Origin of the sequence: Microbacterium sp. NPDC058345, assembly GCF_042723855.1 — a bacterium.
Lineage (GTDB): Bacteria > Actinomycetota > Actinomycetes > Actinomycetales > Microbacteriaceae > Microbacterium.
Genome location: NZ_JBHXIG010000002.1, coordinates 201,560 through 223,293, shown reverse-complemented (window position 1 = coordinate 223,293; position 21,734 = coordinate 201,560). Strand labels below are relative to the sequence as shown.

Annotated in this window: 19 protein-coding genes and 1 pseudogene; 11 read left to right on the top strand and 9 right to left on the bottom strand. The window is 69.6% G+C overall.

What is annotated here, in order from left to right; all coding sequences use genetic code 11:
• Nucleotides 1-68 precede the first annotated feature (68 nt).
• The 3 genes from ACFWH5_RS08675 to ACFWH5_RS08665 all read left to right on the top strand — a co-directional run bounded on the left by ACFWH5_RS08675 (nucleotide 69) and on the right by ACFWH5_RS08665 (nucleotide 3,970).
• Nucleotides 69-1,778, top strand: a complete 1,710-nt coding sequence (locus tag ACFWH5_RS08675; protein ID WP_378834020.1) for a glycerol-3-phosphate dehydrogenase/oxidase — start codon at nucleotides 69-71, stop codon at nucleotides 1,776-1,778.
• A 38-nt stretch (nucleotides 1,779-1,816) separates the two neighbouring features.
• Nucleotides 1,817-3,331: a glycerol kinase GlpK gene (gene glpK, locus ACFWH5_RS08670; protein ID WP_378834018.1), complete on the top strand. Its 1,515-nt coding sequence runs from the start codon at nucleotides 1,817-1,819 to the stop codon at nucleotides 3,329-3,331.
• Between the two features lie 180 nt (nucleotides 3,332-3,511).
• The gene (locus tag ACFWH5_RS08665; RefSeq protein WP_378834017.1) at nucleotides 3,512-3,970 is read left to right on the top strand and encodes a hypothetical protein; all 459 of its coding nucleotides are present in this window, start codon (nucleotides 3,512-3,514) and stop codon (nucleotides 3,968-3,970) included.
• Nucleotides 3,971-4,037: 67 nt separating this feature from the next.
• Here ACFWH5_RS08665 and ffh read toward each other — a convergent pair whose 3' ends face one another.
• Genes ffh through ACFWH5_RS08645 form a run of 4 tightly spaced genes read right to left on the bottom strand, consistent with a single transcriptional unit; the run spans nucleotide 4,038 to nucleotide 7,352 of the window.
• Complete coding sequence (gene ffh / locus ACFWH5_RS08660; protein ID WP_378834015.1) at nucleotides 4,038-5,591, bottom strand: signal recognition particle protein; 1,554 nt, start codon at nucleotides 5,589-5,591, stop codon at nucleotides 4,038-4,040.
• 13 nt (nucleotides 5,592-5,604) lie between these two features.
• Nucleotides 5,605-6,105 (bottom strand): RNA polymerase sigma factor, encoded by a 501-nt coding sequence (locus ACFWH5_RS08655; RefSeq protein ID WP_378834014.1) that lies wholly within the window; start codon nucleotides 6,103-6,105, stop codon nucleotides 5,605-5,607.
• Nucleotides 6,102-6,707, bottom strand: a complete 606-nt coding sequence (locus tag ACFWH5_RS08650; protein ID WP_378834012.1) for a hypothetical protein — start codon at nucleotides 6,705-6,707, stop codon at nucleotides 6,102-6,104. The genes ACFWH5_RS08655 and ACFWH5_RS08650 overlap by 4 nt, the downstream gene beginning before the upstream one ends.
• A gap of 60 nt (nucleotides 6,708-6,767) precedes the next feature.
• Nucleotides 6,768-7,352: a TetR/AcrR family transcriptional regulator gene (locus tag ACFWH5_RS08645; RefSeq protein ID WP_378834011.1), complete on the bottom strand. Its 585-nt coding sequence runs from the start codon at nucleotides 7,350-7,352 to the stop codon at nucleotides 6,768-6,770.
• A 139-nt stretch (nucleotides 7,353-7,491) separates the two neighbouring features.
• Here ACFWH5_RS08645 and lipB point away from each other — a divergent pair, with 139 nt between their 5' ends.
• On the top strand, nucleotides 7,492-8,142 hold the full coding sequence (gene lipB / locus ACFWH5_RS08640; RefSeq protein WP_378834009.1) for a lipoyl(octanoyl) transferase LipB: 651 nt from the start codon (nucleotides 7,492-7,494) through the stop codon (nucleotides 8,140-8,142).
• Complete coding sequence (gene lipA, locus ACFWH5_RS08635) at nucleotides 8,139-9,131, top strand: lipoyl synthase (protein ID WP_378834007.1); 993 nt, start codon at nucleotides 8,139-8,141, stop codon at nucleotides 9,129-9,131. Before lipB ends, lipA begins: the two co-directional genes overlap by 4 nt.
• Before the next feature lie 58 nt (nucleotides 9,132-9,189).
• Here lipA and ACFWH5_RS08630 read toward each other — a convergent pair whose 3' ends face one another.
• Entirely contained in the window at nucleotides 9,190-9,690 is a 501-nt protein-coding gene (locus ACFWH5_RS08630; RefSeq protein ID WP_378834006.1) for a DUF2004 domain-containing protein, read from the bottom strand.
• Between the two features lie 38 nt (nucleotides 9,691-9,728).
• Complete coding sequence (gene ftsY, locus ACFWH5_RS08625) at nucleotides 9,729-10,604, bottom strand: signal recognition particle-docking protein FtsY (protein ID WP_378834005.1); 876 nt, start codon at nucleotides 10,602-10,604, stop codon at nucleotides 9,729-9,731.
• Nucleotides 10,605-10,655: 51 nt separating this feature from the next.
• Here ftsY and ACFWH5_RS08620 point away from each other — a divergent pair, with 51 nt between their 5' ends.
• Nucleotides 10,656-11,390: an alpha/beta fold hydrolase gene (locus ACFWH5_RS08620; protein ID WP_378834004.1), complete on the top strand. Its 735-nt coding sequence runs from the start codon at nucleotides 10,656-10,658 to the stop codon at nucleotides 11,388-11,390.
• Here ACFWH5_RS08620 and smc read toward each other — a convergent pair.
• A complete protein-coding gene (gene smc, locus ACFWH5_RS08615; RefSeq protein WP_378834002.1) occupies nucleotides 11,357-14,878 on the bottom strand; it encodes a chromosome segregation protein SMC in 3,522 nt (1,173 codons plus the stop codon). The genes ACFWH5_RS08620 and smc overlap by 34 nt on opposite strands.
• 542 nt (nucleotides 14,879-15,420) lie before the next feature.
• Here smc and ACFWH5_RS08610 point away from each other — a divergent pair.
• From ACFWH5_RS08610 to ACFWH5_RS08590, 5 genes are all read left to right on the top strand, one after another.
• Nucleotides 15,421-15,723, top strand: a complete 303-nt coding sequence (locus ACFWH5_RS08610; RefSeq protein WP_378834001.1) for a hypothetical protein — start codon at nucleotides 15,421-15,423, stop codon at nucleotides 15,721-15,723.
• Between the two features lie 17 nt (nucleotides 15,724-15,740).
• A complete protein-coding gene (locus tag ACFWH5_RS08605) occupies nucleotides 15,741-16,832 on the top strand; it encodes a GNAT family N-acetyltransferase (RefSeq protein WP_378833999.1) in 1,092 nt (363 codons plus the stop codon).
• Nucleotides 16,829-17,920 (top strand): GNAT family N-acetyltransferase, encoded by a 1,092-nt coding sequence (locus ACFWH5_RS08600; protein WP_378833997.1) that lies wholly within the window; start codon nucleotides 16,829-16,831, stop codon nucleotides 17,918-17,920. The genes ACFWH5_RS08605 and ACFWH5_RS08600 overlap by 4 nt, the downstream gene beginning before the upstream one ends.
• 100 nt (nucleotides 17,921-18,020) lie before the next feature.
• The gene (locus tag ACFWH5_RS08595; RefSeq protein WP_378833996.1) at nucleotides 18,021-18,731 is read left to right on the top strand and encodes an ABC transporter ATP-binding protein; all 711 of its coding nucleotides are present in this window, start codon (nucleotides 18,021-18,023) and stop codon (nucleotides 18,729-18,731) included.
• On the top strand, nucleotides 18,728-20,047 hold the full coding sequence (locus ACFWH5_RS08590; protein WP_378833994.1) for a permease: 1,320 nt from the start codon (nucleotides 18,728-18,730) through the stop codon (nucleotides 20,045-20,047). Before ACFWH5_RS08595 ends, ACFWH5_RS08590 begins: the two co-directional genes overlap by 4 nt.
• Nucleotides 20,048-20,112: 65 nt before the next feature.
• On the opposite strand, the gene mutM is transcribed toward ACFWH5_RS08590, so the two are convergent.
• Both mutM and rnc read right to left on the bottom strand, forming a co-directional pair.
• Nucleotides 20,113-21,006 carry a bifunctional DNA-formamidopyrimidine glycosylase/DNA-(apurinic or apyrimidinic site) lyase gene (mutM, locus tag ACFWH5_RS08585; RefSeq protein WP_378833993.1) on the bottom strand — a complete coding sequence of 298 codons (894 nt, stop codon included), beginning with the start codon at nucleotides 21,004-21,006 and terminating at the stop codon, nucleotides 20,113-20,115.
• Nucleotides 20,999-21,664, bottom strand: a pseudogene (rnc, locus tag ACFWH5_RS08580) (ribonuclease III); the annotation flags it as partial. The gene mutM and the pseudogene rnc, both read right to left, overlap by 8 nt.
• Nucleotides 21,665-21,734 lie beyond the last annotated feature (70 nt).

Genomic DNA, 21,734 nt, shown 5'->3' with positions numbered 1-21,734 from the left:
CCATCATGCAGCGAGTTTGCACGATGCCGTCATCCAGTCGATCCTGGTGGCAGAGGGAAGGGCAGGCCATGACCGCGACAACGCGCGCCGCACGCCGCGATGACGAGCTGCACAGCATCCGCACCGCCGGACGCACCACCGTTCTCATCATCGGAGGCGGGATCAACGGCATCTCGCTGTTCCGCGATCTCGCCCTGCAGGGTGTGAATGCCGTGCTCGTCGAGCGCGGCGACTTCGGCGGCGGCGCGTCCGCCGCGTCGAGCCACATGATCCACGGCGGCATCCGCTACCTCGAGAACGGCGAGTTCCGGCTGGTGCGCGAATCCGTGCAGGAGCGCAACGGACTGTTGCGCACGGCACCGCACTACGTCAAGCCGTTGCAGACGACCATCCCGATCTACTCGACCTTCTCAGGCATTCTGTCGGCGCCGCTGCGTTTCCTGACCCACCGCAGCGGCAAGCCGCAGGAGCGCGGCGCCGTGCTCATCAAGGCCGGCCTGACGATCTACGACACCTTCTCCCGCGACGGCGGCTCGGTGCCGCGGCACCGCTTCCTCGGCCGACGGCGCTCGCTGTCGGAGCTGCCCGCGCTCGACCCCGACATCAAGTACACCGCCACGTATTACGACGCGTCGATGCACGACCCCGAGCGCCTCGCGCTGGACGTGCTGCAGGACGGGCGCACCGCCCATCCCTCCTCCTTCGCCGTCAACTACCTCGAAGCGGTGGGGCGCGACGGCGACACCGTCGTGCTGCGCGACCGCGAGACGGCCGAGGAGTTCCGCATCGCGGCCGACGTCGTGGTCAACACGTCCGGCCCCTGGACCGACCTGACGAACGAGGCGCTCGGAGCCACGACCCGGTTCATGGGCGGCACCAAGGGCTCGCACATCGTTCTGGACCATCCCGAGCTGTTCGCGGCGACGCAGGGCAGGGAGATCTTCTTCGAGCACTCCGACGGTCGCATCGTGCTCATCTACCCGCTGAAGGGCCGTGTGCTCGTCGGGACGACCGACATCGACGCGGACCCGCGCGAGCCGGCGCGGTGCACCGAGGACGAGATCGACTACTTCTTCGATCTCATCACGCATGTGTTCCCCGGCATCGAGGTGACGCGACAGCAGATCGTCTATCGCTTCTCCGGGATCCGGCCACTGCCTCGCCATGAGGACACCGCACCCGGATTCGTCTCGCGGGACTATCGCATCGAGCTCGACCGCAACGGCGACGTGCCTCTGCTCAGCCTGGTCGGCGGCAAGTGGACCACCTTCCGCGCTCTCGGCGAGGCGCTCTCCGACCGGGTGCTGCAGCTGCTCGGCCGCCCGCGCGTCGTCTCGACCGTGGGTCTGCCGATCGGCGGTGGTCGCGGCTTCCCGCGCACGGTGCGCGCCAGGAAATCGTGGAAGCAGACGAATCTGCCCGACGCCGGCGCCCGTGGTGATCAGCTGCTCGCCCGGTACGGGACGCGGTCGGCGGAGGTGTGGGCGCACATCCGGCGCGGGCAGGATAGCCCGCTCGCCGACGGCGCGCTGTCGACCCGCGAACTCGGGTGGATGGTCGACGACGAGCTCGTGGTGCGCCTCGCCGACGTCATCCTCCGCCGCACGGCCATCGCGTTCGTGGGCGACACGACCACCGCGGTGCTCGAGGAGGTCGCGGACGCGCTCGCCGATCTGATGGGATGGGACGACGAACGCCGGGATGCGGAGGTCGAGGCGACCGTGCAGCTTCTGAACGAAGCGCACGGCCTGTCCCTGGCCGTTCCCGCCCGGGGCTGAGCGCGCGCCGACGACGCCGATCGCACGAAGGAGGGCCCATGCCCGAGTACATCCTGTCCATCGACCAGGGCACGACGTCGAGCAGGGCGATGATCTTCGATCGGGCCGGGACCGTCGTCGCGACAGGACAGAAGGAGCACGCGCAGATCCTGCCGCGTGCGGGGTGGGTGGAGCACGATCCGGCGGAGATCTGGCAGAACATGCAGGAGGTGATCGGGCTCGCGCTGACCCGCGCGCACCTCACCAGGCACGACATCGCCGCGGTCGGCATCACCAACCAGCGCGAGACCGCCGTCGTCTGGGACCGCACCACGGGAAGACCGGTCTACAACGCGATCGTCTGGCAGGACACGCGCACGCAGGGGATCGTCGACCGTCTGGCCCGCGACGGAGGAGGCGACCGGTTCAAAGCCGTCGTGGGTCTGCCGCTGGCGACCTACTTCTCCGGCACCAAGATCTCCTGGATCCTGGAGAACGTCGACGGCGCTCGTGAGAAGGCGGACGCCGGTGACCTGATGTTCGGCACCACGGACTGCTGGGTGCTGTGGAACTTGACCGGCGGTGTCGAGGGCGGCGTGCACGCGACCGACGTGACGAACGCCTCACGCACGCTGTTCATGGATCTCGAGACGCTCGAGTGGCGCGACGACATCCTCGAAGCGTTCGGCGTGCCCCGGTCGATGATGCCGGAAATCAAATCGTCGTCCGAGGTGTACGGCAGGGCGGAGAACTCGTCACTGCTGCGTGAGACGCCCATCGCCGGCATCCTCGGCGATCAGCAGGCCGCCACCTTCGGGCAGGTCGCGTTCCGTGCCGGCGAGAGCAAGAACACGTACGGCACCGGGTGCTTTCTCATCTTCAACACCGGAGAGGAGATCGTGCAGTCCCGGAACGGCCTGCTCACGACCGTCGGGTACAAGCTCGGCGACGCTCCGGCGCACTACGCCCTGGAAGGCTCGATCGCCGTCACCGGCTCGCTCATCCAGTGGCTGCGCGACCAGCTGGGGATCATCGAGACCGCCCCGCAGGTGGAGGAGCTCGCCCGCGCGGTCGACGACAATGGCGGGGTGTACATCGTGCCGGCCTTCTCGGGCTTGTTCGCCCCGTACTGGCGGTCGGATGCGCGGGGCGCAATCGTCGGCCTCACGCGTTACGCGAACAGGAATCACATCGCGCGTGCCGCGCTGGAGGCGGTCGCGTTCCAGACGCGCGATGTGCTCGACGCGGTGAATGCCGACGCGGGTGTCGATCTCACCGAGCTGAAAGTGGACGGCGGCATGGTCGCGAACGACGCCCTCATGCAGTTCCAGGCCGATCTGCTCGGTGTGCCGGTGGTGCGCCCCGTCGTGGCCGAGACCACGGCGCTCGGCGCCGCGTACGCCGCAGGGCTCGCCGTCGGCTTCTGGAGCGGCCTGGACGACCTGTCGTCGAACTGGCAGGAGGACCGGCGCTGGGAACCTCGCATGGACGTCGCGGAGCGCGACCGGCAGCTGCGACTGTGGCGCAAGGCCGTGACGAAGTCGATGGACTGGGTCGACGAGGACGTGCGCTGAGACCTGAGGCCGGGCCGAACGGTCTTCTCGGGTCCGGCGGAGCATGCCGGCACACATGCCAGGCGACCAGTCACGGCGCCGAGCTGTGCGGATGCCACAAAATCGGGTCAGCATGCCGATCCATGCGCGTAGCGTGCTGTCGTCACGCAGACTCCGGGTCGACATCAGAGGAGAAGAGATATGACCGGACTTTCACGCATCGCATCCGTCGCCGCGGCCGCCGCGCTGGCCGCCACCGCAGCGCTCGTCGTCGCATCGCCCGCGTCGGCATCGTCGCCGGCTCTCCCGTCGGCGCGGCAGATCAGCTGTCCCGACAAATCGCCCTCGACCTTCGGCGAGTACAGCTACGTCCAGAAGCGCGGCACCATGGTCGACGAGTACTTCGCGAAGAACGGCACGGCGATGACCGTGTGGTCGGTGGACGGGCACTACGAGGTGTTCGGAACCAACGGCGTCGCGATCGGCCGCATCTGCTTCGACCGGCAGCCGCCCGAGCTCGACGACGTGAAACCCGCCGAGACGCAGGTGGTGCATTCGGGGGGCGGGGGCGGCAGCAGCATCGGGCATGTCGTGCACGGCTCGAACATCGGCCTGTTCGCCGTCACGAAGTGGGTCAAGTGGACCGTGAGAGTGAACTGACCGCCTGCGTTCGATGCACGAAAGGCGGGGCCGGGCGACACGCCCGACCCCGCCTCTCGTGTGCGGATCAGCCCCGTCCGAACAGCTTCTGAATGTCGGCGAGGTCCGTCTCGCTAGGCGCCGGCTGACCGCCGCCGAGCCCGAACCCGGATCCGGTCGGCGTGGAGCTCGTCCCGGCGAGACCGGCGTTCTCCGCCGCCCGCTTCGCCGGGTTGCCGGAGCGCGAGCCGCCCTTCCCCTTGGAGCCCTTCTTGCCACGCTTCGCGGAGGCGCCGGGCTTGCCCATCGGCCCCATCCCGGGGATCTGCGGCATGCCGCCTCGCGCCACCGTCTTCATCATCTTCGCGGCCTGCTCGAAACGCTGCACGAGCTGGTTCACATCGGTGACCGTCATCCCCGAGCCGCGGGCGATGCGCAGCCGGCGCGAGCCGTTGAGAACCTTCGGGTTGCGGCGCTCGGCCGGAGTCATCGAGCGGATGATCGCCTCAGTGCGGTCGATCTCCCGCTCGTCGAAGTCGTCGAGCTGCTGCTTCATCTGGCCCATGCCCGGGAGCATCCCGAGCATCTTCTTCATCGAGCCCATCTTCTTCATCTGCTGAAGCTGCTCGAGGAAGTCCTCGAGGGTGAAGGCCTCGTTCGCGAGCTTCTCGGCGACCTTCTGCGCCTCCTCCTCGTCGAACGCCTGCTGCGCCTGCTCGATGAGCGTGAGGATGTCGCCGAGGTCGAGGATGCGGCTCGCCATGCGGTCGGGATGGAACGGCTCGAGATCTTCGAGGTTCTCACCCGTGGAGGCGAAAATGATCGGTCGCCCGGTGACGGATGCGACCGAGAGCGCGGCCCCGCCTCGGGCGTCGCCGTCGAGCTTCGACAGCACCACGCCGGTGAAGTCGACGCCGTCCTGGAACGCCTTGGCCGTGTTCACGGCATCCTGACCGATCATCGCGTCGATGACGAACAGCACCTCGTCGGGCTTCGTCGCGGTGCGGATGTCAGCGGCCTGCTTCATGAGCTCCGCGTCGACGCCGAGGCGGCCCGCCGTGTCGATGATGACCACGTCGTGCTGCTGCCGCCGGGCGTGCTCGACGCCGTCTTTGGAGACCTTCACCGGGTCACCGACGCCGTTGCCGGGCTCGGGCGCGTAGATCGCCGCTCCCGCGCGCTCGGCGACGACCTGGAGCTGATTGACGGCGTTGGGACGCTGCAGGTCGGCGGCGACCAGCAGCGGGGTGTGCCCTTCGCCCTCGAGCTGCTTCGCGAGCTTGCCCGCGAAGGTGGTCTTCCCCGAGCCCTGCAGGCCCGCGAGCATGATGACCGTCGGCGGGTTCTTCGCGAACTCGAGACGACGCTGCTCGCCACCGAGGATGGCGACGAGCTCCTCGTTGACGATCTGCACGACCTGCTGGGCGGGATTCAGCGCTCTGTTGACCTCGTCACCCAGCGCGCGCTCGCGCACCTTCGCGGTGAATTCCTTCACGACGGTGAGCGCCACGTCGGCGTCGAGCAGGGCGCGACGGATCTCGCGGACGGTGCCGTCGACGTCGGCGGGAGTCAGCTTCCCCTTCGTGCGGAGGTTGCGGAAGGTCTCGGTGAGCCGATCGGAGAGCGTGCCAAAGGTAGCCATGGTGGCTCCGATTCTACGCGAGCGACGCCGCCACGCTCAGCGCGACCCGAAGCTGCTCCTTGGCACGCTGGTAGCGGCCACGTGCGGTGGAGGGCGGGATGCCGAGCAACTCCGCCGCATCGACGATGCTCAAGCCGTCCCAGTGCACGAGGCGCACAAGTTCGGCGAGGTCGGGATCGAGCCTCGAGATCGCGTCGCGCACCTCCGCGCCCACGTCCGCGGCCGGCGCCGTCGCCGAATCGCGCACTTGCAGGCGGATGCGGTCGGCCAGCGCCCAGCGGCGCCGTACACCGCGAGCGTGATTGAGCAGCGTGGCGCGCGCGATGCCGAACAGCCACATGCGTGCGCGCTCATCGTCATGCGGAAGATCGCGGACGCGGCGCCAGGCGACCACCATGGTCTCGCCCAGGAGGTCGGGCGCGTCGTCCGGCCCGACTCGACGCTCCAGGTAGGCGAGCAGGTCGGATGCTGAAATCTCGAGGGCGCAGCTCAACGGATCCTTGTGGCGCGTCATTGCGGAACCACCACGTTGCCAGCGGCATCGGTGCAATAGGTCTGTGCGCCCAGCTCACCGACCTTGAATCCAGCCTTCCGAGCCTCCTCGATCACGACTCTTGACAGCGAACCGCTCACCGCATGCCAGTACTTGACGTCCTTGCTCAGTTCCGTTTCGTGTTCACCCTGGGTCGGAGTGCCCTCCACCATCGCCAGATAGCCATCGACATCCGCGAGTGCGAGGAGGTCGTTCTCGGCGGCGAACGTCCGAATCCATCCCCCCATCCCGCTGTCCTGGTAATCCGACTCCTTTGCGATGGAGATCCGCTGCTCGCAGGCCAATCCGCTAGGAAGAGTGAACTCGACAGCGACGTAGGGATCCCTCTGCTCCTGCGTCCAGGGGAACGTCACTCCCGCCGCCATAGCGGCACCGGCGCCGCCCAGGACGAGCGCAGCCATGACCCCGCTCAGCAAGGCAACGCGCCGCTTCGGCGCCGTCCGAGGACGCACCGTGTCTCGGGCATCCTTCGCCATCTGCCGCAGCATCGCGTCCTGACCACTGCCTCGATCGGCGAGAGGGGGGGCGGATCTCGTCAGCAGGTCATCGAGCGGATCGGACATGAGCGCCTCCTTCAGAGCGGGTTCACTCTGTACCTGTCCGGCTCTCCGAGAAACGTCCGCTCAGCGCCAGGGAAGATCGTGGATGCTGCGCAGCGCGGCGTCGAACTGCGCTTCGAGAGAGGCCTGACCCGCACCCTGCTCGGCCCAGACACGGAGCGACGAGAGCACCGCGGTCGCGAGCGCGGAGCCGAGGATGTCGGCGCGGATCTCGTCGACACCGGCGCTGCGCGCGGCGCCGGCCACGGCCGAGGCGATCCGCGCATGGCGCAGCCCGGTGTCCCGCAGCAGCTCCGACTCCAGTCCCATCGCCTGGGCGTTGCGCAGGGCCAGCGCGAGCGGATCGGGCGCGAACCCGTGCACGATGGGCATCACGGCGGCGCGGACCGCGGCGCCGTCGGCATCCGTGCCCAGGCCGGCCAGAGCGACGGATGCCGCCTCGATCCGCGCGTCCAGCCCCGACCACAGCACGTCGCTCTTCGACGAGAAGTAGTTGAAGAAGCTGGAACGGCTCACACCGGCCCGACGGGCGATGTCGGCGATCGACGTCTCCTCGTAACCCTGCTCGAGGAACAGCTCGCAGGCCGCCTCGGCGAGGGTCTCGCGGGAGGACGCCTTCGGCCGGCCGGCGCGGGTCTCGGTTGTCATAGTCGCCACTGTAGCCCCGCGCGGCGATCCGGACCGAGGATGGGGCGGGCGTATGGTGGTCTCTGATCTATTGTTGGACGCGATCCAATAACGATGCGATGCGCTGGTGTCGCGTCATCCGTGAAGGAGGGAGCCGCCCATGCTCGACATCCGCGTCACCGGTCTCGCACCGGACTACGTCCCGTACATCGAGGGCTGGGAGCTGCAGCGCAGCATCCACCGCGAGGTCGTCACCGGCGACCGCGCCGACACCTTGCTACTGCTGGAGCACGAGGCGGTCTACACCGCGGGAAAGCGCACGGAGTCCCATGAGCGACCGCAGGACGGCACTCCGGTGGTCGACGTCGACCGGGGCGGCAAGATCACCTGGCACGGTCCTGGACAGCTGGTCGGCTACCCGATCGTGCGCCTGCCGGCACCCGTGGACGTGGTGGCCCATGTGCGCAGGCTCGAGCGTCTGCTGATCGACGTGCTGCGCCCGATCGGGGTGGACGGCTATCAGGTCGAGGGCCGCAGCGGCGTCTGGGTGCGCCGTCCGCTGGGTGAGGACAAGGTGGCGGCGATCGGCGTGCGGGTGCAGCAAGGCGTGACGATGCACGGGTTCGCGATCAACTGCGACAACACGCTCGCAGGATTCCGCGGGATCATCCCGTGCGGCATCACCGATGCCGGGGTGACCACCATCAGCGAGATCCTCGGCGAGAGCATCTCCCCCGCCGACATCGTCGACGCCGTCTCGGTCGCCTTCGCCGACGACCACGCGGCATCCGATGCGGAGGCCGCCGCGTGAGCGCCGCAGCACCGGAAGGGCGCAAGCTGCTGCGCCTCGAGATCCGCAACTCCTCCACCCCCATCGAGCGCAAGCCGGAGTGGATCCGCACCAAGGCCAGGATGGGGCCGGAGTACCAGGCGCTGCACTCGCTGGTGAAGAGCGAGGAACTGCACACCGTCTGCCAGGAGGCCGGCTGCCCGAACATCTACGAGTGCTGGGAGGATCGCGAGGCGACCTTCCTGATCGGCGGGTCGCAGTGCACCCGTCGCTGCGACTTCTGCCAGATCGACACCGGCAAGCCCGCCGACTACGACACCGATGAGCCGCGCCGCGTCGCCGAGAGCGTGCGGCGCATGGGATTGCGCTATGCCACCGTCACCAGCGTCGCACGCGACGACCTCCCCGACACGGGCGCCTGGCTGAACGCCGAGACGGTGCGACGGATCCACGCGCTCAACCCGAGCACCGGGGTCGAGCTGCTCGCGAACGAGCACAACGCCGACCCGGCGTTCCTCGGGCAGATCTTCGATGCCAAGCCGGAGGTTTTCGCGCACAACGTCGAGACGGTCCCGCGGATCTTCAAGCGGATCCGCCCCGCGTTCCGGTACGAACGCTCTCTGAACGTGATCACGCAAGGCCATGAGGCCGGTCTGATCACCAAGTCGAACCTCATCCTCGGCATGGGCGAGGAGCCCGAGGAGGTCGTCCACGCGTTGCAGGATCTGCACGATGCGGGGTGCGACATCATCACCATCACGCAGTATCTGCGTCCGTCGCCGCGCCACCTGCCGGTGGCGCGCTGGGTGAAGCCCGACGAGTTCGTCGAGTTCAAGGCGGAGGCCGAGAGGATCGGCTTCCTCGGCGTGCTCGCCGGCCCGCTGGTCCGCTCCTCGTACCGTGCCGGGCGCCTCTGGGCGCAGTCCATGCTGTCGAAGGGGCGACCGATCCCCGCGCATCTCGCGCACATCGTCGAGGGCGCGGAGCGGGGGTTCGCCCAGGCTGTCTAGCGGAGTACGTCACCTCCGCAGCGGGGTCGCGCGCCCGGGGCCTGCGGGGCACGGGGATCTAGTCCGCGCTCATCACCGAGAGCACCGCGCCGTCGGAGCCGAGATTGACCAGCAGCACCTCGTCGGTCGCATCGGCGTCGAGTGCGTACTCCATCACCGCGAAGGGGTCGTCGCCGCCGTGCTCGTCGGCGAGGATCGTCATGCTCGTCAGGCGCAGGGAGCGGATGATGTCGACGGCGGCGTCCCCGCTGATATCGACGAGAACGTCCTCGAGGTCCTCCCCGAACGCCTCCTGCTGCTGCAGGATGTACTCCGTCACCTCGCTGGTGCGGTCGTCGACCTCGCTCAGCATCGCGCGGCGCACTGAGGCGTCGAGGTTCTCGATGCCCGCGATGAGCGCGGCCGCCATGTCCAGCGCGTCCTGAGAGACGTCATCCTGATCCGGCGCGGTGAGATCCACCGTCACCGACTGGTCGCCGAACTCGACCCGCTCGGTCCAGAAGATGGCACCGTCGGGTCCCGAGGAGAGAACCCCGAAGTAGTCGTGTTCGATCGCCATATCGCTATGAAACCAGCCTCTCGAGTGCGGCGGTAGCCCTACGCGCCGACGAGCGACGAGACGAAGACGTGCGGGGTGAATCCGGTGAGGTCGTCGATCCCCTCGCCCTGACCCAGGAGCTTGACCGGGATGCCCGTGCGCTCCTGCACGGCCAGCACGAATCCGCCCTTGGCGGAGCCGTCGAGCTTGGTGATGACGAGCCCGGTGACACCGGCATGCTGCAGGAACGCCTCGGCCTGCATGACCCCGTTCTGCCCGGTGGTGGCATCGAGCACGAGCAGCACCTCGCTGATCGGCGCCTGCTTCTCGATGACGCGGCGCACCTTGGAGAGCTCGTCCATCAGGCCGCCCTTGGTATGCAGCCGGCCGGCGGTGTCGATGATCGCGATCTCGATCCCCTGCTGCCGCGCGTACTCCACTGTCTGGTAGGCCACCGACGCCGGATCCTGCCCCTCATGCTGGGGACGCACCATCGCCGCTCCCCCGCGCTGCGCCCAGGTCGCGAGCTGGTCCACCGCCGCGGCGCGGAACGTGTCGGCGCCGCCCACGACGACGCTGCGCTCGAAGCCGCGCAGGAACTTGGTGAACTTGCCGATCGTCGTGGTCTTGCCGACGCCGTTCACGCCGACCACGAGCACCACGGCCGGACGCTCGGTGAGCTTGAGTGTGGTGTCGAACTTCGCGAAGCGCTCCTCGAGGGTCTCACGCAGCATCCGCTGCAGATCCCTGGGATCAGTGGTGCGATAGCGGTCGACCTTCTCATGCAGCTCGTCGATCAGCTGCTCGGTGATGTCGGGGCCGAAGTCGGCGGTGATCAGCGCCGTCTCGAGGTCGTCCCACGTCGTCTCGTCGATCGTGGGCTTGACGAACATGCCGCGCAGTGCGCGACCGAGGGACCAGGATTTCTCCGCCATGCGACCAGCCTACGGTGCCGCGCTCTCGGGCGCGGTCGCTAGGGTGACGGGATGAGCATCCCTCCGCGGCTCCGCCTGCACGGTGCGAACCGCGCGGGTCTCGAGGCCTGGCCGGACGCGGATGCCGACCACGACCGCTTCCTCGCTTTCGCGCCCGGCGCGCCGGTGGCGGACTGCGCCGCGCGCTTGCGCCATGCGATCGAGCCCGGCCGCACGGTCGTCTTCGCCCACTCGATCGGCGGGGTCGCGGCGGTGCTGGCCGCGAGCCTGGTCCGCCCGGCGGGTCTCGTACTCGTCGAACCGGCGTTGTATGACGTCGCGCGGGGTCACCGCGCCGTCGAGCAGCACATCGCCGCGATCACCGAGGCACGCGCCCAGGTCGATGAGGCGGGTCTGCGGGCGTTCTGGGCGATCCTGCGACCGGTGATGTTCGCCGGGTCGTTCGACCCGGCCGATGACGAGGGCTGGAAGCGCGAGCGCGCGGTCGCCGAGCACTGGTCCGTCGCCGAGCTGCCGTGGGGTCACGGCGTGCGCGTCGGTATGGTCCGCGACCTGCCGACGCTCGTCGTCACCGGCGGCTGGAACGCGGAGTACGAGGAGATCGCCCGGCTGCTCACCGGCGAAGGGGCGGAACATGTCGTGCTGGCCGGCGCCGGGCACCGCCCGCAGGACCTGCCGGGATTCGCACCGGCGGTGCGCGCCTTCGACGCCCGGCTGCGGACGGCGCACGACGCACCCCGCGGGCCGGGTGGTCAGGATGCCGCGGCGCGATCCCCGACCCGCTGACCCACGACCGCTGAGACGCCGTCCTGGCGCATCGAGACGCCGTAGAGCGCGTCGGCGATCTCCATCGTGCGCTTCTGGTGCGTGATCACGAGCAGCTGCGAGTTCTCGCGCAGCTGCTCGAAGACCGTGAGCAGCCGCCCGAGGTTCGCATCGTCCAGCGCTGCCTCGACCTCGTCGAGGATGTAGAACGGGCTCGGCCGCGCCTTGAAGATGGCCACGAGCAGCGCGACCGCGGCCAGCGACCGCTCCCCGCCGGAGAGCAGCGAGAGACGCTCGATCTTCTTGCCCACCGGCCGCACCGCGACCTCGATCCCCGTGCTGAGCATGTCGTCGGGATCCGTCAGAGAGATGCTGCCGGAGCCACCGGGGAAGAGCAGCGGGAACACCTCGCCGAACGCCTGCCTAGTGTCCTCGAACGCCGCCGCGAAGATGACCTGCATCCGCTCGTCGAGGTCGGCGATGATCGTCAGCAGATCCTGCCTGGTCTTGGTCAGGTCGGCCAGCTGCTCGGTGAGGAACGCGTGACGCTGCTCGAGCGCCGCGAACTCCTCGAGCGCCAGGGGGTTCACCCTGCCGAGCTGGGTCAGCTTGCGCTCCGCGTCCTTCAGCCGCCGCTCCTGGATGCGGCGGTCGTAAGGGATCGCCGCATCGTCATCGTGATCCGTCGCATCGGGATCACGCGGAACGCGCTGGTCAGGACCATATTCCGCTACGAGAATATCTTCGTCGAGGGCGAGTTCCGATGCCACGCGTTCGAGCAGACCCGCGAGGTGCAGCTTCTTCTCGTGGATCTGCAGCTCCAGTCCGTGCACGCTCTCGGTCAACCCGGCGAGTCGCTCGCGCAGCGATCCCTCCTGCGTGCGCAGCACGGTGAGTTCCTCGTTGTGCGCGGACCGCTCCTCCTCGGCCTTGGTCAGGGCGATGCGCGCCTCGGTGACGGAGCGGTCGAGGGAGTCGAGGACGCGCGGCAGCTCGTCGGCGACGGCAGAAGCGGCCTCGCGCTGCGCACGCCGGATCACCGCACGCCTGGCCGCCTCGGCCGCGGCATCGCGCTCGTGCTCGCGCTGCTTTTCGAGCGCCACCACGCGCGCCTGAGCGGCGCGGACCCGCTCCCGCAGGGTCTCGACGTCCAGCCGGGCGCGCACCTCGCCCTCGCGCGCGGTCTCCAGCGCTTCCAACAGCCCGTCACGGGCCGAGGCGTCGAGCACCGGTCGCGGCTCCGACTCCGACGCGGCCAGTTCGGCGCTCGCTCTCTGCGCCGCGCTCTCCGCGTCGGCGACGGCGGACTGCGCCTGGGCGAGGCCGGTCTCCAGCCGGTCGCATTCCGCGGCCGCCGCCTCGTGCTGCACGGTCACCCGATTCACCTGCTCGGCGTGGGTGGCGAGCGCCGCGTCGTGCTCGCGCAGCGCCTGCAGCGCGTCCTTCGAGCGCCGCCGTGCCTGCTCGACCCGTTCGGTCGCATCACCGCGGGCGGCCCGCAGGCTGTCGACGACGACCCGGACCTCCTGGAGGCGCTCGGTGGCGGCGTCGCGCTCCGCGGTGAGCTCCAGACGAGAGGTCTCGCCTGAACCGGCGCGCATGGTGTGGGCCGTCACCACCTCGCCGGTCCTCGTGACGATGGTCGTCCGCGAATCCGAGACCGCGGTCAGCGCGGTGTGCGCCGACCGCGCCGCCGCGAGATCATCGGCGATGAGCACGGAGTCGAGGATCGCCCGCACGCCGTCAGGGGCGTCCACGACATCGACGGCTCGAACCGCACCCGGGATGTCGACGACGATCGTCTCGGACGTCGCCGACGCCCCGGCGATGACGATATCGACCGTGCCTCTGGCGCCGCCGTCCGCGATCAGCGCGAAGGCCTGGTCGACGCCGTCGACCAGCACGCCCTCGGCGAGAGGGCCGAGAACGGCCGCGATCGCCGCCTCGAAGCCGGCCTGCACCTGCACGGAGTCGCCGACGAGCCCGCGCACGCCGGACGCACCCGATGCGACGATCTCGGCGGCTCCTCCGGACAGCGCGAGCGCACTGCCGAGTGCCGCGGCCTTCGCCGTCAGGGCGCCGGCCTCGCGTTCGGCGTCATGGAGACGCTCGCGCAGCGAGTCCCGTTCCGTCTCGGCTGCGCTGAGCTCCTTCTGGGCGTCCTCGTACGCCGCGGCGAACTCCGCGGCGGAGCCGTCAGGAGTCTCGGCGTCCTCGATCGCCTCGAGCGCCTCCGCAGCCTCGCGCCTGCGGGCGTGCGCGGCTTCCAGAGCGTTCTCCTGACGCAGCACCGCGCCGCGCACGGCGGCGAGAGCGGATGCGGCGGCATCCGCGTTACCGCGCAGCGCCGTCAGGCGCATGTCGTACTCCGAGACCAGGGCACTCTGCTCGGCGATGTCGACATCGAGCGTGTCCAGCTCGGCTCTGGCGTTCACGACCGCGCGGCTCGCCGCCGCAGCGGCGTCCTGCGCGTCGCCGAGTCCATCCGAGATCCGGGTGATCTCGTCCTTGGCCTCGTCGATGGTGTCCTGCGTGACGGTGATCGCGGTGACCGTATCGTCGTCGTCGGTGCCCAGCAGCGCCAGCCGCTGGTTCGCGAGGGTGTACAGCGCCCGCATCCGCTCCTGCGCCTGTTCCAGGCCGAACGCCACCCGGCGTGCGTCATCGACGGCGACGGAGTTCTGCTCGGCTTCGAGCCGGGCGATGTTCGCGCGCACCGCGTCGAGCTGCTCCGACAGCACGAGCCGCTCGGTGTGCCGCTCGTGCTCCGTGCGGGTGTGGTCGGCCAGCGCGGTGCGCAGCGCCACGACGTCGTCGGCGAACAGCCGCGCCTTCGCATCCCGCACCACCGCGGCGATCGTCTGCGCCTCGCGGGCGATCTCGGCCTGCCGGCCGAGAGGCTTCAGCTGACGGCGGATCTCACCGGCGAGATCGCTGAGCCGGGTGAGGTTGGTCTCCATCGCATCGAGCTTGCGAAGGGTCTTCTCCTTGCGCCGGCGGTGCTTGAGGATTCCGGCCGCCTCTTCGATGAATCCGCGCCGGTCCTCTGGCGAGGCCTGCAGCACGGTGTCGAGTCGGCCCTGCCCGACGATCACGTGCATCTCCCGCCCGAGGCCGGAGTCGCTGAGCAGCTCCTGCACGTCGAGCAGCCGGCAGCTGGATCCGTTGATCGCGTACTCGCTCGAGCCGTTGCGGAACAGCGTACGGCTGATCGTCACCTCGGCGTACTCGATCGGCAGCGCCCCGTCGGCGTTGTCGATCGTGAGCTGCACCTCTGCCCGGCCGAGCGGCCCGCGGGTCGAGGTGCCGGCGAAGATGACGTCCTCCATCTTGCCGCCGCGCAGGGTCTTCGCGCCCTGCTCCCCCATCACCCACGCGAGCGCATCGACCACATTGGACTTGCCCGAGCCGTTCGGCCCGACGATGCAGGTCACACCCGGCTCGAACACGAAGGTCGTCGGCTGGGCGAACGACTTGAAGCCCTTGAGCGTCAGGCTCTTCAGATGCATGCCGCAGCTCCCGGCGTCGGAAGGGCATGAGCGTTCGCGTGGAGCACGGCAACACGCTACCGGAACGACGGCGCGCAACCGGGAGCCCGCGCGGCCCCACCCGGATCGCCCGCCTCTTCGACGGATGTCGGATGCCGCGACACGCCGAAGAATCGACGAAATGCTTGACGGCGGATGGGAATTGTCGCTAGCGTGACTCTCCGATCACACGAGAGGAGGTCACCGATGATGATCACGAAGCCAAACAGCCGGCGCCACGCCGCAGCTGCTGTCGGCGCGCATAACGCCGCGCTCCCGGTGACCTTCGCCGGCGTCGCAGGCTAGCACCGCCACGCCCCACTCTCGACTCGCCCGACGTCTCACGTCCGGTTGATGATCGACGCCGCTGCCTTTCGCGCAGCAGGCTCCCGCCCCGTTCTCACGGGCTCCCGCGCGCGGGCGACTCTCCGCCCGCGCGTCTTCTCCCGGATGCGCCTGCGCCGTCCGCGCTGTGCGCATCCTCCGCGATGTCCGCACCCATCCATCGAAAGAAAGCACGCACTGTGAGCACCACACTGCTGACCGCCGATCGGCGGCAGAACACGTCCATCCATCCACCGGATACCGAGGATCGTCAGATCCTCACCATCCCCGATCACGACGACCGCCGTCAGCTCGCGCTGGCCGATCGTCTCAGCCTCCGCGTCGGTCTCTGGCTGCTCGAGCGCAGCCTGCGCTCCGAGGACGTCGACCGCACGGACGCGGCCGCGAGGCACCAGCAGCGCGAGGAGCTGAAGCGCCTCGCGCTCGACCAGCGGCAGGCGATCGCCCTGCTGACCTTCGACCTGCAGCGCAGGATGCTGTGAGGGCAGGAGCGGAGATGATGGTCGAACTTCCCGCCGGCGCCACCCTGCGTCCGCTCGAGCTTCCCGCTCGGGCGGACGCGGGGCCCAGCCCGATCGTGCGCGAGTACGCAGCCGTCCGCAACGCGTGCATCCGCGAGCAGACAGGACGCGACGACGACGCACAGACCGCCGAAGCGCTGCTGCCGCTGCTCTACGGCGACGCGGACATGCGGCGGAGCCAGTGGTACGTCGAGATCGGTGGCGCTGTCGTCGGATGCGCGGCGCTGAACGTCTTCCAGGACGACGGCGCGGCCACAGCGTTCGGCACGGTCACCCTGCGCAGAGCGCACCAGTCCCGCGGGATCGGAGGGGCGGTGCTTCGGCTCGTCGAGGATCGCGCGCGCCACGAGGGCGTTCGCAAGCTCGTGGGCTGGAGCGAACACCATGCCGGTGACGACGCGGACGGGGTCCTTCCGTCGCCGACCGGGTTCGGCGCTGTTCCCCGCGAGCGCTCCGCCCGGTTCCTCATCCGGCACGGCTTCACGCTGGAGCAGGTCGAGCGGGTCAGCGCGCTGGTCTGGGACGGCTCCACCGTCGCACGACTCGAGGCGCTCAGACGCGACGCCGAGATGCACTCCCGGGACTACCGGGTGGTGCAGTGGATGCTTCCGACCCCCGACGCGCACATCGACGGCTACGCGTGGATGAAATCGCGGATGTCCACCGACGTGCCGGACGCGGAGCTCGGGATGCCCGTCGAGATGTGGGACGCCGATCGCGTACGGCGACACGACGCGCGCTACGCGGCTCGTGGAGCATCCGTGCTCGTCACGGCAGCGCAGCACATCGCCACCGGTGAGCTCTGCGCGTTCAACGAACTCGCCATCCGCGCCGATCACTCCGCGAGCACCGATCAGGAGGACACCCTCGTGCTGTCGGATCATCGCGGGCACCGTCTCGGCACGCTGGTGAAGAGCGCCGGGCTGCTGTCCTGGCGCGAGCGGTACCCGCTCTCGCCCCGGGTCGTCACGTACAACGCCGAGGAGAACCGGCCCATGCTCTCCATCAACGAAGCCGTCGGCTTCACGCCCATCGCCTACGAAGGCGCCTGGAAGAAGGTCCTCACATGAGCACGATCGACGCGCTCACCGCACTCACCATCGTCGAGATGACCGTCCCCGGCCGGCTGGATGACGTGGACGCCGCCGACTTCCATGCGTCGGTCGCGCTGAACAACGCGGTCTGCCTCAATGACACCGGCCTGCTCGACCTGCAGAGCACGGCGGAGGAGCTGCTGCCGCATTGGCAGGACCGCACCGACACCGTGCGTCGCACGCTGCTCGCGCGCGAGGGCGGCGTCCTCGTCGGCGCGATCACGCTGTACTACGCCGTCGCCGAGCCGACCAGCGCCGAGATCGACCTGATGGTCCTCCCGGAGAACTGGGGACGCGGCATCGAGCAGGCACTACTGGCGCGCGCCGAGGACGAGGTGCGGCAGCTCGGCCGCAGTGTCATCCAGTCGTGGACTCTGCACCGCGCGGACCGGACCGGGGCCATGCTGACTCCGGCGACCGGGTGGGGTGAGATCCCGCGGAGCCCGCTCGCGGCGCTCCTGCTCGACAGCGGGTACGCGCTCGAGCAGGTCGAGCGCACCAGCGCCTTCGATCTGCAGGGCGACCTCACGCCGATCCAGAGCGCGCTCGACGCGGCTCTCGCCGTCGCCGGCGAAGAGTACCGCGTGGTGGAGTGGACACTTCCGACACCGCCCGAGCGTCGCGACGGCTATGCGTGGGCGCTGTCGCGCATGTCGACGGATGCTCCGAGCGGAGGGCTCGAGGTCGACGAGGAGACCTGGGACGCAGAGCGGATCGCTCGACGCGACGCCCGCTTCCTCGACGGAGGTCAGACGGTCTCCGTGGCGGCGGTCGAGCACGTGCCGACCGGCACGCTGGCGGCGTTCAACGAGCTCGCGATCGGTGCCGATCCCGAGGGGGTCACGCATCAGTACTGCACGCTCGTGCTCAAGGAGCACCGCGGACATCGGCTCGGGATCGTCGTCAAGTGCGCGAACATCCTGCGCTGGCGTCGGATCGCCCCGCTGTCCCCCCGCATCAGCACCTTCAACGCCGAGGAGAACCGGCCGATGCTCGACATCAACGAGGCGCTCGGCTTCGCTCCGGTGTCGTACGCGGGCGCGTGGCAGAAGCGACTCGCCTGAACGACGTTGACCCCGGATCATCCGAGAGGATGACGGGGCGAGGGCGGGATCATCCGCTGGTGCGATGATCCCGCCCGGTTCGCTCACGGATGCTGGATCCATGAGCGATCTCGTCCTGCATGCGCACTCCCTGTTCAAGTCCTATGGCCCGACCCGCGCCCTCGCCGGCGTGGACGTCCAGGTGCGGCGTGGCGAGTCGCTCGCCATCATGGGCGCCTCCGGTTCGGGGAAGACGACGCTGCTGCACGTGCTGGCGGGCATCGTGAACTCCGAGACCGGCGGCGTCGTCTTCGCTCCGGCCACGGGCGAGCGCATCGACGTGACGGGGCTGTCGGAGACCGGCCGCTCGAAGCTGCGTCGTGAGCGCTTCGGCTTCGTCTTCCAACAGGGACTGCTGATCCCCGAGCTGACCGCGATCGAGAACGTCGCTCTGTCGCTCATGATCAACGGGATGAAGCGTCAGGACGCGACGAACCACGCCGCCTCCTGGCTGCACGCGCTCGGACTCGCCGGCATGGAGGACCGTCGCATCGGCGAGCTGTCCGGCGGCCAAGCGCAGCGAGTGGCGATCGCGCGAGCGCAGGTGACCGGCGCCGAACTCATCTTCGCCGACGAACCCACCGGGGCGCTCGACTCGCAGACCTCGACGGAGGTGATGGACGCCCTGCTGTGGTCGACCACGGGACAGGGGCGGACACTCGTCGTCGTCACCCACGACCCGCAGGTCGCGGCCCGATGCTCGCGCACCCTGCGCATGAGCGACGGCGCCGTCGCCGCGGAGACCGCGCCCGCCGCCGAGGTGCACGCATGAATCTCAGCGTGATGCGGATGCTGCTGCGCCCGGCGCCCGGCAGCACGGCGACCATCGTCATCCCGGCCACCGCGTTCGCGATCGTGACCGCCCTAACGCTGACCGTGGTGGGCGGCGCGCAGTCGTTCTGGACGTGGAGCGACCCGGATGCCGTGGTCTATCAGGCGCTCGCCGCCGTCGCCCTGGTTCTGCTCGTCGTGCCTCTCGCCTCGGTGGCGGGCGCCGCGGCACGCCTCTCGGCCCGGCGCAGGGACGAGCGGCTCTCCACGCTCCGGCTGCTCGGGGTCACCCCGGCGGGCGTCGGCGTGGTCACGGTGACGGAATCGACCATCATCGCGTCGGCCGGAGTGCTCGCGGGCATCCTCGGTCACCTGCTGCTGGTGCCTCTGGTGGGGCTCATCCCGTTCCGCGGTGCACCGCTCGGTGCGGAAGCCGTGCTGCTCTCCCCCGCCGCGATCGCCTCGGTCTGCGCGGCCACGGCGGTCCTGGCCGCCGTGAGCGCGATCATGGGGCTGCGGCGCGTGATCATCTCGCCTCTGGGGGTGCGCATGCGGGCGCAGGCGACGGGGGTGCACTGGATCCGCGGTGTGCTGGCGGCGGTCCTGCTGGCGTGCGCGTTCCTGCTGGCGCAGGCGGTTCCCTCCCTCGCGGCATCCCTCTCGGTGGCGGTGGTGCTGGCCGCGCTCTTCGGCGGGACGCTCGCTCTGCTGAATCTCGTCGGTCCGTGGGCGCTCGCGGTGGGGGCACGCCGCCAGGCGAAGCGCGCGTCGACGCCCGAGCGGCTGCTGGCGGCGCGCACCGTGCTCGACGATCCAAAGGCGGCGTGGCGTCAGGTCGGCGGCATCGCGATGGCGAGCTTCATGGGCGTGTTCGCGGGAACCGGCGTCTCGACGATGAACGTGATGAGCGCCGGCGCCGCGCCGCAGGATCTCGAGCTCATCGTCGACATGCGCACCGGTCTGATCATCACCCTGGTCGGCTCGTTCCTCATGGTCGCGGCGTCGGTCGGCGTGACCCAGGCGGCGGATGCCCTCGATCAGCGGCCGCTGCATCGCAGCCTGCACCAGCTGGGCATGCCGCTGAAGACTGTCGATTCCGCCCGCCGGCGCGCGATCATGTCCCCCCTGCTGCTGACGGCGGTCGGATCGGCCCTCGTCGCCGCGGTCGTCGTCTTCCCGTTGATCGGCCTCGCGCTGATCGTCGATCCGCTGTCGCTGATGACGATCGCACTTGTGCTCACCGCGGGGATCCTGCTGGTGTGGCTCAGCACCCTGGCGACCCGTCCGCTACTGGCGAAGGCGTTCGCACCGGCCTGAGCGACGCCGACGTCCGCGATGGCCGACCTCGATCGGGGCCGGCCATCCTGGACGGCACGGCAGGCTCAGCGACGCCGCTGGCAGCGCGGGCAGTAGTGCGATGACCGGTTCATGAACGCCTCACGCAGGATCGGCCCGCCGCAACGCGGGCACGCCTGCCCGCTGCGTCCGTACGCGTTCAGGGAATGCGCGAAATAACCTGCCTGCCCGTTCACGTTGACGTACTGCACGTCGAAGCTGGTGCCGCCCTCGGCCAGCGCCTTCTCGAGCACCACCTGCACCTCCCCGAGCAGCCGGCGCACCGCCTGTGCGGACAGCGACCGCCCGTGGGTCTCGGGATGGATGCGAGCGGCCCACAGCGACTCGTCCGCGTAGATGTTGCCGATGCCGCTGACCAGGCTCTGATCGAGCAGGATGCGTTTGATCGCACTCGCCCTGCGCCGCACCGCCGTCACGAACCCGCGGTCGTCGAAGGCGGGGTCGAGCGGGTCGCGAGCGATGTGCGCGACCTGCGACGGCACGCGCGCGATGGTGCTGCCATGACCGCCCGGCATCGCGTCGGGCGTGTCGAGCAGGGTGTCGACCGCCAGCGAGCCGAAGGTCCGCTGGTCGGCGAACACGACGGCGAGGCGGCCGTGCAGCGGATGCTCGACGTGCAGACGGATGCGCTCGTGGCGCTCGGCCGCTGCATCCGGCGCCCTGAGCAGCATCTGCCCGCTCATGCCGAGATGCGCGGTGAGGGCTTCGTCGTCGCTCTGCAGCGGCAGCCAGAGGAATTTGCCCCGTCTGGCGGCCGCCGTGACCAGGCGCCCCTCGAGACGCGCCGCGAAGTCCTCGGCGCCGAGCGGGTGCCGAGTGAGCGCGCGGTCGTCGTGCACGTCGACCGCGGTGACGCGCGCACCGACGACCGCCGGGGCCAGGCCCGCGCGGACCACCTCGACCTCGGGAAGCTCAGGCACCGGGGATCTCGGCGCGCTCGCTGAGGCGCCGCCACGCGGTGAGCGCGGCGGCCATCTCGGCGGTCTTCTTGCTGGTGCCCGAACCCGTGCAGGCCAGTTCGCCGACCGTCACCGTGGCGGTGAACACCCGGTCGTGGTCCGGGCCGGCCGACAGCACGGTGTAGCTGGGCGGCGGACCTCCGAGGCGCGCCGCGAGCTCCTGCAGACTGGTCTTCGGGTCCATGGCCGCGCCGTAGCGCTCCGGATCGGCCAGCAGCGGCTCGGTCAGACGCAGCACCAGCTCGGTCGCGGCGTCGGGGCCTGCCGACAGGTAGGTCGCACCGAAGACGGCCTCCATGGTGTCGGCGAGGATCGAATCCTTGTCGCGACCACCGGTCTGCTCCTCGCCTCGCCCGAGCCGCAGGTGGGCGCCGAGCCCGATGCCGCGGGCCACCTCGGCCAGCGCCACCGTCGAGACCACGCTGGCACGTCGTTTCGCCAGCGCACCCTCATCGAGATCAGGATGCGTGGTGAACAGCATCACGGTCACGGCAAGGCCGAGCACGGAGTCCCCGAGGAACTCCAGTCGTTCGTTGTGCGGGATGCCGCCATGCTCGTAGGCATAGGAGCGATGCGTCAGAGCACGTTCGAGAAGCTCGGCGTCGGTTTGGACGCCGAGCGTAAAAAAGAGGGGCCCGGGCTGTTATTAACAAAAGACGCTGCCCCCGATAATAGGGGTGTTTGTATAC